The sequence below is a fragment of the Gemmatimonadales bacterium genome (assembly GCA_036279355.1).
Lineage (GTDB): Bacteria > Gemmatimonadota > Gemmatimonadetes > Gemmatimonadales > GWC2-71-9 > DASQPE01.
In genome coordinates this window covers 257198-268066 of the sequence record DASUJH010000020.1, presented here as the reverse complement: position 1 = coordinate 268066, position 10869 = coordinate 257198, and the positions used below count along the sequence as shown (strand labels likewise).

Annotated in this window: 10 protein-coding genes; all 10 read left to right on the top strand. The window is 68.9% G+C overall.

The genetic code is table 11. The annotated features are described in order from the left end of the window. Positions 1–924: NAD-dependent epimerase/dehydratase family protein (locus VFW66_05580; protein HEX5386150.1), on the top strand; the 924-nt coding region annotated here is incomplete at its 5' end. Continuing rightward, a complete protein-coding gene (locus tag VFW66_05575) occupies positions 924–1634 on the top strand; it encodes a MotA/TolQ/ExbB proton channel family protein (protein HEX5386149.1) in 711 nt (236 codons plus the stop codon). The genes VFW66_05580 and VFW66_05575, both read left to right, overlap by 1 nt. Further along, a complete protein-coding gene (locus VFW66_05570; GenBank protein ID HEX5386148.1) occupies positions 1635–2066 on the top strand; it encodes a biopolymer transporter ExbD in 432 nt (143 codons plus the stop codon). It abuts the gene before it with no gap. Further along, positions 2063–2761, top strand: a complete 699-nt coding sequence (locus VFW66_05565) for a TonB C-terminal domain-containing protein (GenBank protein HEX5386147.1) — start codon at positions 2063–2065, stop codon at positions 2759–2761. The genes VFW66_05570 and VFW66_05565 overlap by 4 nt, the downstream gene beginning before the upstream one ends. Continuing rightward, positions 2758–4107, top strand: coding sequence for a hypothetical protein (locus tag VFW66_05560; GenBank protein ID HEX5386146.1), 1350 nt, complete (start codon positions 2758–2760; stop codon positions 4105–4107). The genes VFW66_05565 and VFW66_05560 overlap by 4 nt, the downstream gene beginning before the upstream one ends. Before the next feature lie 13 nt (positions 4108–4120). Continuing rightward, positions 4121–4690 carry a peptidoglycan-associated lipoprotein Pal gene (pal, locus tag VFW66_05555; protein ID HEX5386145.1) on the top strand — a complete coding sequence of 190 codons (570 nt, stop codon included), beginning with the start codon at positions 4121–4123 and terminating at the stop codon, positions 4688–4690. Beyond that, positions 4690–5499: a tetratricopeptide repeat protein gene (locus tag VFW66_05550; protein HEX5386144.1), complete on the top strand. Its 810-nt coding sequence runs from the start codon at positions 4690–4692 to the stop codon at positions 5497–5499. The genes pal and VFW66_05550 overlap by 1 nt, the downstream gene beginning before the upstream one ends. 55 nt (positions 5500–5554) lie before the next feature. Further along, positions 5555–8290: a putative LPS assembly protein LptD gene (locus VFW66_05545; protein HEX5386143.1), complete on the top strand. Its 2736-nt coding sequence runs from the start codon at positions 5555–5557 to the stop codon at positions 8288–8290. 71 nt (positions 8291–8361) lie between these two features. Further along, a complete protein-coding gene (locus VFW66_05540; GenBank protein HEX5386142.1) occupies positions 8362–9213 on the top strand; it encodes a hypothetical protein in 852 nt (283 codons plus the stop codon). Between the two features lie 50 nt (positions 9214–9263). Beyond that, entirely contained in the window at positions 9264–10790 is a 1527-nt protein-coding gene (gene hutH, locus VFW66_05535; GenBank protein ID HEX5386141.1) for a histidine ammonia-lyase, read from the top strand. Positions 10791–10869: the final 79 nt, after the last annotated feature.

Here is a 10869-nt window from a genome sequence, read left to right as displayed (position 1 = left end):
GGTGCCGGGTTCATCGGATCGCACATCGCCGAGGCGTACCTCGCAGACGGGTGGGAGGTCACGGTGCTCGACGACCTCTCCCGCGGGCACGAGCGCAACGTGCCGAAGGGGGTGTGCTTCGTCCGCGCCGACATCCGATCGCCCGAGGCGCGCCGCACGCTGGCCGAGGGGCGGTTCGACGTGCTCAACCACCATGCCGCGCAGATCGACGTCCGCATTTCGGTGGACCGCCCCGCGTACGACGCCCACATCAATCTCGTCGGCTTCGTGAACCTGCTCGAGGGCGCGAGCGAGGGCGGCGTGCGCCGGGTCGTGTTCGCGTCGAGCGGCGGCGTGGTGTACGGCGAGACCAACGTGTTTCCGACGCCCGAAACCGACGGCAAGCGGCCGGTGTCCCCCTACGGGGTGAGCAAGCTTGCCGGCGAGCACTACCTGCGCGCGCTCGGTGCGCTCCGCGGGTTCGACGGGATCGCGATGCGATACTCGAACGTGTTCGGACCGCGCCAGGACCCCAAGTCCGAGGCCGGGGTGGTGTCGATCTTCGTGTCGCGCATTCTCGATGGTAAGCCGCTCACCGTGTTCGGCGACGGTCTGCAGACCCGCGACTACGTCTTCGTGCGCGACGTGGCGCGCGCCAACGTGCTCGCGAGCACCTGTCCGGTCCCCGCCGGCGACGGCATCGATGCGCGCGCGTTCAACGTCGCCACCACGCGCGAGCGCAACGTGCTCGAGCTGGCCGAGTCGGTGATGGGCGTGATGGGGCGGCGGGTGCCGCTCGAGTTCGCCGCCGCGCGCCCCGGTGAGCTGCTCCGGAGCGTGCTCGATGTGACCAAGGCGGGCCGGGGGCTCGGCTGGCGGCCCGAATACCGGTTCGAGGACGGCCTCATGCAACTCGTCGAGTGGTTCAAGGAGGTCCCGCGGTGATGCTGCAAGCTCCACTCTCGATCCCCCGCTCATCGTGGGACCTGGTTCTTGTCTCGAGCACGGAAACGAAGATCGTCCTCGCCATCACCGCGCTCTTCTCGCTGGTGTCATGGTTCATCATCATCGCGAAATGGTGGCAGTTCCGGCGGCTCAACCGGCAGGCCGATCGTTTCTTCTCCGAAATGGAACGGTCGACCCGACTGCAGGAGGCCTATCACGCGGTCATGAAGCAGCCGCCCTCGCCCTACACGCGGCTCTTCCGCGAGGCGGTGACCTTCTACTCCGAGCTGCGTCCCGGCGCGCTCCGGGACGACCGCGCCGGTCAGCAGCATGCGTTGACAGGCACCCAGCTCGAGGCGCTCAAGATGGTGCTCGGGAAGGAGGTCGCGGCTGAACGCGACCTCATGGGACACTTCGTGCCATGGCTCGCCACCATCGGGTCGGTGAGCCCGCTCCTGGGCCTCCTCGGCACCGTGCTCGGTGTGATGGACGCGTTCATCGGGATCGCCTCGCGTGGCTCGGGCAACATTTCGGCCGTGGCCCCGGGCGTGGCGGAGGCGCTGGTCACGACGGTGGCCGGCCTCGCGGCGGCAATCCCGGCGGTGATCGCATACAACCTCTACGTGAACCGGGTGCGGCTCTTCGCCGGCGAGCTCGAAGGGTTTGCCAACGAGCTGGTCGGGACCATGGCGCGCGAGGGGCTGGTCTAAATGGCGGCAAGCCTGGGGGGCGGACTCGGCAGCCAGCGCGGCGAGCTGCCGCTCAACGCCGACATCAACGTCACCTCGCTGGTCGACGTCGCCTTCGTGCTGCTGATCATCTTCATGATCGCTGCGCCCATCATGCAGGGCGGCGTCGAAGTGGAGCTGCCGCGCGCCGAAGCCCGCCCCCTCACGGCCAAGGAAGGCATGGTCATCTCCGTGAGCCGCGACGGTAAGATCTACGTGGACAACACGGCGGTGTCGTACCGTGACTTTCGCACCACCTTCCGCGCGCTGGTCGCGACGCGGAAGCCGAGCGGCGTGTATCTGCAGGCGGACACCCGGGTCCCGTACGGTGATGTCGTCCGCGTGCTCGCCGTGATTCGAACTTCCGGCGTGCAGAACGTCGGGCTCGTCGCGGCGGACGAGTCGGAACCGTGAGGACGCGGACGCCCGTCAGGAAGGATCGGCCGGGCGTAGCGGTGGGGCTGGTCGGTACGGCGGCGCTGCACGCGGCGCTGATCGCCGCGCTCGTCGGCGCGGCGAAACCGCCGGAGGCGTTGCCGCCGGCCTATGCGGTGGAGCTGGTCGCCGCGCCGGCACCCGACCCGCAGCTCAAGCGGGCCGCGCCGGAAGCCATTCCTACGCCCCCCGCGGAAAAGGCGGTTCCGCTCAAGGCGCCAGAGAAGAAGGTGAAGGCACCGAAGCTCGAGCCCAAGCCGCCGCCTGAACCGCCAAAGGAAAAGCAGGAGCCGCCGCCCAAGACCCGCGCGCCCGAGCCGCCGCTCCCCGGCGAGACGCCGAGCACCGGCACCGACGTGGCGACGGTGAAGACGCCGGGGCTCGAGTTCGCCTACCCCGAGTACCTGCGCAACATCGTGGGCCAGGTGTATCGGCGATGGGAGCGCCCCTCCGGGAGCGCGGCGCTCACGGCGGAGGTGAGCTTCCTCATTCTCCGGGACGGATCGGTGCGCGAAATCAAGTTCATCCGATCGTCCGGCAACTTCGCCTTTGACCTCGACGCCCAGGGCGCGATCGAGGCGGCGGGCAACGCCAAGGCGTTCGGCCCGCTCCCCGACGGCTATCCGGCGGACGTGCTGCCGGTTGATTTCTACTTCACGCCAAGGCCTCAATGACACGAGTGACAACGCGACGCACGACGGCCATCGGCGCGGCGGTGACCGCTTGCTGGGTGGCAGCGCTTGCGCTCCCTGCCCCCGCCGCCGCGCAGGACACGACGCAGGCGAGGGAAGGTGTCCGGGTGGGGATCAACTACACGCCGGGCACGCGGCCCGGTCTCGTGGTGGTTCCCGGGACGGGCATCGATTCGGTGCGGGCCATCGTGCAGCGCGACCTGGATTTCAGCGATCGGTTCGAGATGATCAATCTCGGGACGCCGGGCACCGCAGGCGATGCGGCGCCGGCGGGTCCGCTCAACTACGGGCTGTACAAGACGCTCGGCGCCACGTTTGCCCTCGAGCTGGTGGACGAAGGCACCCGGGTCACCGCCCGGCTGCACGACGTCGCCAGCTCCACGCTCCGCAACCAGACGAGCGTCACGCTGCCGCCGCCGTCCGACGCCAACTTCCGCCTCGCGGTGCACGTGCTGAGTGACGAGGTTGCGCGTTGGGCAACCGGTATCCCCGGCATCGCGGCGACGCGCATCCTCCTCGTCATGAACGGCCGGGTTTACCAGGTCGACAGCGACGGGTTTGGCATGCGCCCACTCACTCCCGAGGGGCGTACCGCGCTCTCGCCAGTCTGGTCGCCCGACAACCGGAGCTTCGCGTACACCCGGTTTGCCGGCGGGCGCGGCGGCGTGTTCGTGCAGACGATTGCGACGGGCGAGGCGGTGCAGGTGCCCGGCACCGAGACGGCGCTCAACATCACGCCAGCGTTCTCGCCCGACGGCCGATCGGTGGCGTACGCCCATTCCGACGAGCGGGGGACGAACGTGTTCGTCGCCGACGTGGCCAAGCACTGCTGTGCGCAGCGCTTGACCGTGGGGGGCTTCGCGGACAACTTAAGTCCGACCTTTTCTCCAGACGGGCAACGGATCGCCTTCATCTCCACCCGATCGGGGCCGCCGCAGGTGTACGTGATGGCGGCCGACGGCACGGATCAGGAGCTGTTCGCACCGTTCGACTTCGGGTCCTCCGGGAGCTCGAACGCGCCCGAATGGTCCCCCGATGGGTCATCGGTAGTCTTTCATCGCGAAGTTTCGGGCACCCCCCAGCTCTTCGTGCTCACGGTTGCCGGGCGCAATCTGCGGCAGCTCACGTCGTCGGGCCGCAACGAGGATCCGACCTGGGCGCCCGACGCACGACACGTCGCCTTCGTTTCCGACCGGAGCGGCCAACGGCAACTCTGGGTGATCGACAGCGAAACCGGCCGAGTGCGCCAACTGAAAACGCCGGGCCGCGCCCGGCTCCCTTCGTGGTCCCGCCGGCTGGCCGGGGCCGCGCTCGCCCCCAAACCCTGATGCAGGAGTGACGATGCGCGTCTCCTCGTTGTTGAGCGTCCTGGTCGCGGCTGGTGTCCTGGCCGCCTGCGGTAAGAAGCCCGCGCCGGAGCAGCCCGCACCCGAGCCGGCCCCGGCTCCGGCCCCCGCGCCGACACCGCCGCCGCCGCCTCCGCCCGGCCCGAACGCCGACTCCGCACGGATGGCGAATGAGGCGATGGAGCGGATGCGGGCGCTTCGGGCCGACGTCACGTCGACGATCAACTTCGACTTTGACAAGGCCGACATCCGCCCGGCGGACCAGTCCAACCTCGACCGGAAGGCCGCGATCCTCGCCGCGAATCCGGGTCTCACCCTGCGCATCGCGGGCAACGCCGACGAGCGCGGCAGCGACGAGTACAACCTTGCGCTCGGCAATCGCCGTGCGGCGGCCGCCAAACGCTATCTCACGAGCAAGGGCGTGGACGGTGCGCGCCTCGACGTCGTTTCGTACGGCGAAGAGCGGCCGCTCGATCCGGGCCACACGGAGGACGCATGGGCCAAGAATCGCCGCGACGACTTCGAGGTCACCGCGGGCGGCGACCAACTGGTGGCGCCGCAGTAATGCGCGCTGGTTGGGCGCTGCTTGCCGTCATCGTCGCCGGAGCGGCCTGCGCCTCTCCGAGCGACGTGCGGCAGGTGCAGGACGAGGTGGCGCAGCTCCGCGCGCAGACCGCGCGTCAGGACTCGGCGCGGGCGGCGCGGCTCTCCGAAATCATCCGAACGCAACAGCGGATCATGGACTCGCTCGAGGCCACACGGATGGCGGTGCGGACCCTCAAGGGTGACACGCAGCAGGACCTCTACAACGTGCAGCAGCAGTTGCTCCAGCTCCAGGAGCTCACCGGCCAGAGCCAGCGGCGGCTCACCGAGCTGCGCACGCAACTCGACCAGCGCGCCGACCAGATCGCCGCGTCGAAGGCCGGCGCCCCGCCGGGCGCAACGGGCGCCCCGACCGACAGCACCCAGCCGACTGCCCCCGGCGGCGCCGCGACGGCTGCCTCGGCCGACCAGATGTACGAGGCGTCGGTGGCGCAGCTCCGCCGGGGCAGCACGGCGACGGCCCGCACCGGGTTGCGCCAGTTGCTCCAGTCGTATCCAACCAGCGAGCGGGTGCCCGACGCGCTCTACTTCATGGGCCAGAGCTTTGCGGCGGAAAATCCGGATTCGGCCGCGTACTACTACAACCTTGTCGTTCAGAGCCACCCGCAGTCGCCGCGGGCCTCCGCGGCGCTGTACAACCTGGGCCTCCTCGCGGAGCGCCGGAAAGACAATGGCGCGGCCCGGGACGCGTATCAGCGGGTGATCCAGAAGTATCCGCGGTCCGATGAAGCCGCGCTCGCGCGCGATCGACTGAAGGCGCTCGGGCGCTGAGCCCGGCGCCGCTGCCGGCGCAATGAAGGGCCGCACGCGGGGAGGCCTTGGGGCGGTGATCGCGCTGGCGGTCGCCGCTTCGGCTGCGTGGGCCCAGGTGCCGCAGCAGCCCGGCGGCGGCCTTGGCGGGTTGATTCCGGGCGCGCAGCCTGGCCGAGGTCTCAGCGTCGGGCAGGTGGGGCCCGCGCAGCCGCTCGACACCGCCACCGCCCGCATACTGGGGCTCCCCACCGGGCCCTCGCGCTCGTTTCCCACACCCGATTCCGTGCTTTCGCAGTTGCTGCAACGCTCCGGCTACAAGGCCACCCGCTTTGCCGCCGACTCGGCCGTGCTCCACCCGGACGAGCACCGGATCGAGCTCATCGGCAAGGCGCTCGCCGAGCAGCGGGACATCACGCTCGAGGCCGACACGATCACCTATACCCAGGGGAGCTGCGTGCTCGAGGCTTCCGGCGAGCCGAAGCTGTTCGCCAAGGGGCAGGTGCTGGTGGGCGGCGGCATCGCCTACAACACGTGCACCCGGCGCGGCATCATCAAGGGCGCGCGCACCACGTTCTCGACGGGATCGACCGTCTGGTTTCTCCGCGGCAACGTCGCGGCTGACTCGAGCGCCCGGCGGATCTACGCGGCGAAGAGCGAGCTCACGAGCTGCGATCTTCCGACGCCGCATTATCATTTCGCCGCCCGGAAGATCAAGTGGGTCGCCGACAAGAGCCTTGCCGCGCGCTCGATCGTGCTCTACATCCGTGACGTGCCGATCCTCTGGCTGCCCTTCATCTACCAGGATATCCGCCCCGGGCGCCATTCCGGCATTCTGGTGCCGCAGTTCGGGTTCAGTGACATCGTCCGGCCATCGCGGTCGTACAACCGCCAGATCTCCAACATCGGCTATTACTGGGCCACGAACGACTACCTCGACGTCACCGCGCGGCTCGACTGGTTTTCCCATCGGTACGTGCAGTTCGGCGTGAGCACGAACTACAACGTGCTCGACCGGTTCCTGTCGGGCTCCTTCGAGGTGAGCCGGCAGCTGCAGAACGGCGGCGGCGCCGCGACCAACCTGAGCTGGAGTCACCAGCAGCAGTTCAATCTGACGACGAGCCTCAACTTCAACGCAAACTACGTGAGCAACTCGTTCGTCGTGCGGGACAACGCGCTCGACCCGCTGCGGAACACGCAGCAGATCAGCAGCTCGTTCAATTTCACCAAGAGCTATCGATGGGGTAAGGTCAATCTTGGCGGTAACCGTCGCCAGGACCTCTCGAACAACAGCTCGAGCACCGAGCTGCCGGCGCTCACGATCTCGCCCCAACCGCTCGACATCGGGAGCAACATCACCTGGTCGCCGGGATTCACGCTCAAGAACGACCTCACCGCCAACACGCCGCTCGCCGACCTCCAGGTGGCCGGCGCCGGCGGCATCCAGGCCATACCGCAGCTCGGCTCGAGCCGGATGACGTCGATCAACTTCACGACGCCGTTCCGGATCGGCTCATTCAATCTGGACAACAGTGTGATCTTCGTGGACCAGCGCACAACCGGCCGCCAGGCGGTTCGCTTCGTGAACCCCGACCCCCTGGCGCCCGCGTCGGGCGACTCGGTCACCATCTCCCGCGTGTTCCCCGGCGACTTCTCCACCACCTTCGACTGGCAGACCGGCTTCTCGCTGCCAGTGCTCTTTCCCCGTAGCTGGCGCGTGGTGCCGAGCGTCAACATCACGAACAAGACGGGGCAGGCGTTCGCCGTCCGGAACCGGAACACGGGCGGCGCGTTCGTCGCGCAGGGCAAAAAGCTCAATTTCGCCCTCAGCTCGACGCCCACGCTGTTCGCGTTCTACCCCGGCTTCGGTCCGCTGCAGCGTATCCGGCACAGCTTCGCGCCGAGCATTTCATTCAGCTATTCGCCCGCGGCCACGGTCTCGGAGGAGTTCGCGCGGGCCATCGCGCTTCCGGGCCAGCCGCTGCAGCTTCGGGTGGACCCGGTCGAGACGGTGAGCTTCGGGATGGCGAATACGTTCGAGGGCAAGACCAAGCCGTCGCCGGGCGACACGAGCGGCACCAGCGCGCGCAAACTCCGGCTGCTCACCATCACCACGAGCCCGATCTCCTACGATTTCGAGCAGGCCAAGAAGCCGGGATTCCGCGGTTGGACCACGCAGTCGATCACCAACAGCTTCCTCACCGATCTGCTGCCCAATTTCAGCCTGCTCATCACCCACGATCTCTGGCGCGGCGCCGCATCGAGCGACACCGCGACGTTCGATCCGTTCCTCACGAGCCTGCAGACCAACTTTACCCTCTCGGGCGGCACGTTCCGCGCGATCGGCTCGATCTTCGGGCTGGGCCGGCGCCACGCGCCTGAATCGGGGTACGGGCCGGTGACGCCGGGTCAGGAGGTGTACCAGAGTGAGGGCAATCGCACCACGACGTTTTTCAGCGCGAATCAGACCGATCTGAGCCATCAGCCTTTCGCCATCCAGTTCCACTTTACGCTCAATCGGACCCGGCCGACGACGCTCAACCCCAATCCGGTGTCAACCAAGAATCTCGGCTTCAGCACCGCGTTTTCGCCCACCCGGTTCTGGTCGCTTGCGTGGGCGGCGCAGTATAATCTTACCGACCACCGATTCGAGTCGAACACCATCCAGCTCCAGCGCGAGCTGCACGACTGGCGGGCGGCGTTCAACTTCACCCGGAACGCCAACGGGAACGTGGCGCTCTACTTTTCGATCTTCCTCGTGGCTCTGCCGGAGCTCAAGTTCGACTACAACCAGGCGACCATCGAGCGCTGATGCCGCGGGCTGGCACGGCCCGTGCAATCCGGCGCGCGGCTGCCGTCTTCCCTCATGGTCAGGAGTTGCTTATGCGTGGCTGGTGGCTTCTTGCCGGAGCGATCGTCGCGTCGGCGTGCTCATCGAACAACGGCGGGACGGGCCCGAACGGCGCCGCACCGCCGGTGCCGACCGGCCTCGTGAGCACCTCGCTCGACGGGCAGGTGGCCCTCATGTGGGATGACAACGCGTTCGCCGCCAACCCGAACCAGTTCCAGAACTACCGGATCTACAGCACCGGATTCGACCTCGACAACCTGGTGTGCGGCACCCAGTGGCAGTTCGAGGGCAGCACCGTCGCACCCGAGTTCCTCGTCGGCGCGCTGGCCAACGGCGTTCCGCTCTGCTTCTCGGTGTCGTCCGTGAGCGTGGGACAGGCGGAAAGCGCCCGCTCGGCGCCCCGCAATGACACGCCGCGACCGGACGCGCGCAATGTCGCGCTCTTCGCCCGCCAGGCCCAGGACGCGGGGAGCGGGTTCCGGTTCTGGGACGATCAGAACGGTGATGGCATCGTGCAGCCGGCCGAGCTGGGCCTCGTGCGCAACGGCTCGGACCCCGCGATCGACTTCTCGGTAGAGCGGGACGGCACGGGCGCGCTCTTCCTCACCCCCGTGATCCCGACCACGACCGTCGCCCTCTACTCGAGCATGCCGGTCGCGGATCTCACGAGCATCGACGTTGCTCCCGTCAGCGGCTTCGCGCGCGGCGGCCTCCAGGCGCTGCCCGGTTTCGGCTACGTCTTCCAGATGGCCGGGCCCGACGCCTTTGCCCGCTTCGGCGCGGTGCGGACGACGCACGTGGGCCAGACTTTTCTCATCATGGACTGGTCGTTCCAGACCGATCCCGGCGACCCGGAGCTACGCACCGTCGCGAAATCGCACTGACGCGCGGCGCCCGCCTTGTGCCCGGGCGGGGACCCGGGGAGATTCGGGCCATGCCGGACCCAATCTGCCTGCTCGATGGCCGCTCCCTCGGCCTCGACGATGTCGTGCGCGTGGCCCGCGATCCGGCCGTCCGCATTTCCGTGGACCCCCCGGCGCGGGCACGCCTCGACCAAAGCCGCGCCGTGGTGGAGCGCTCCATCGCGAGCGGCCGCACGATGTACGGCATCAATACCGGCTTCGGCAAGCTCGCCAACGTCCGAATTCCCGGCGACCAGCTCGACCAGCTCCAGGCGAATCTGATCCGGAGCCACGCCGCGGGCGTGGGCGCACCGTTACCGGCCGACGTGGTGCGGGGCCTAATGCTGCTGCGCGCCAACGTGCTGCTCCGTCCCACGAGCGGTGTGCGGCCCGCGCTGGTGGACGCGCTCGTTGCGATGCTCAATGCCGGGCTCCTTCCCGTGGTGCCGGAGCAGGGGAGCGTGGGTGCGAGCGGAGATCTGGCACCGCTCAGCCACGTGGCGCTCGCGCTGATGGGCGAGTGGCAGGTGCTGGGCCCGGGGCAGAGTCGGCAGCCGTCCGGACCCGCGCTGGCCGCCGCCGGGCTTGCGCCGTTCCGATTTGCCCCGAAGGAGGGACTGGCGTTCATCAATGGCACGCAGGCCCAGACGTCGATGCTCGCGCTGCTGGTGCACGACGCAGGCGTGCTCTGGAGAACGGCGGTCGGGGCCGCGGCGATGAGTCTCGAAGCGCTCCGCGGCACCCCGGCGCCGCTCGACCCGCGGATCCATGATGCCCGGCCGCACGAGGGCCAGCGCGCCGCCGCGGCGCTCATGCGACGGCTGCTCGAGCGGAGCGAGATCCGCGAGTCCCATCGGGAGAACGATCCGCGGGTGCAGGACGCCTACAGCGTGCGTTGCGCGCCGCAGGTGCTCGGCGCCGTGGCCGACGCGATCCGGTTTGCCCATGCGACCGCCACGATCGAGCTCAACGCCTCGACCGACAACCCGCTCGTCTTCGAGGATGGCGAGGTAATCTCCGGCGGCAACTTTCACGGTCAGCCGGTGGCGCAGGCGCTCGATTTCTTGGCGATCGCCCTCACGACGCTGCAAGCGCTCGCCGAGCGGCGGGTGGAGCGGTTGGTGAACCCCGACCTCTCGCAAGGCCTGCCCGCGTTCCTCACCCGTGATCCGGGCCTGAGCTCCGGCTACATGATGGTGCAGATCACGGCGGCGTCGCTGGTGGCCGAGTCGCGTGCGCTCGCCATGCCGGCGAGCATCGGCTCGATCCCGACGGATGCGAATCAGGAGGACTTCGTGCCGATGGGCATGGCCGCCGCGGTGAAGGCGCGGCGGATCCTGACCAACGCGCAACTGGTCGTCGCGGCAGAGCTGCTGTGCGCAGCGCAGGGGCTCGAGTTCCTCAAGCCGCTCGCGCCTGGCGAAGGCGTGGCACGCATCTACGAGCGGCTCCGGCGCCTCACGCCGCCCGTGACGCCGCTCGGCGAGGACCGGCCCCCGGGGCCCGACCTGGAGCGCTTGGCCGCAGCCGTCGCTCGGGGCACGCTCGATCCGGGATAGGGGCGGGCGCGGCCCAGACGGCCGCTCTGCTTGCCCCTCCCCGGACCCGTTCGTATGTTTCTAAGTTCAATTCCCACGC

Coding starts and splice junctions, on each gene's coding strand:
- VFW66_05575 (HEX5386149.1), top strand. CDS start 924: ATGCTGCAAGCTCCACTCTCGATCCCCCGCTCATCGTGGGACCTGGTT.
- VFW66_05570 (HEX5386148.1), top strand. CDS start 1,635: ATGGCGGCAAGCCTGGGGGGCGGACTCGGCAGCCAGCGCGGCGAGCTG.
- VFW66_05560 (HEX5386146.1), top strand. CDS start 2,758: ATGACACGAGTGACAACGCGACGCACGACGGCCATCGGCGCGGCGGTG.
- pal (HEX5386145.1), top strand. CDS start 4,121: ATGCGCGTCTCCTCGTTGTTGAGCGTCCTGGTCGCGGCTGGTGTCCTG.
- VFW66_05550 (HEX5386144.1), top strand. CDS start 4,690: ATGCGCGCTGGTTGGGCGCTGCTTGCCGTCATCGTCGCCGGAGCGGCC.
- VFW66_05540 (HEX5386142.1), top strand. CDS start 8,362: ATGCGTGGCTGGTGGCTTCTTGCCGGAGCGATCGTCGCGTCGGCGTGC.
- hutH (HEX5386141.1), top strand. CDS start 9,264: ATGCCGGACCCAATCTGCCTGCTCGATGGCCGCTCCCTCGGCCTCGAC.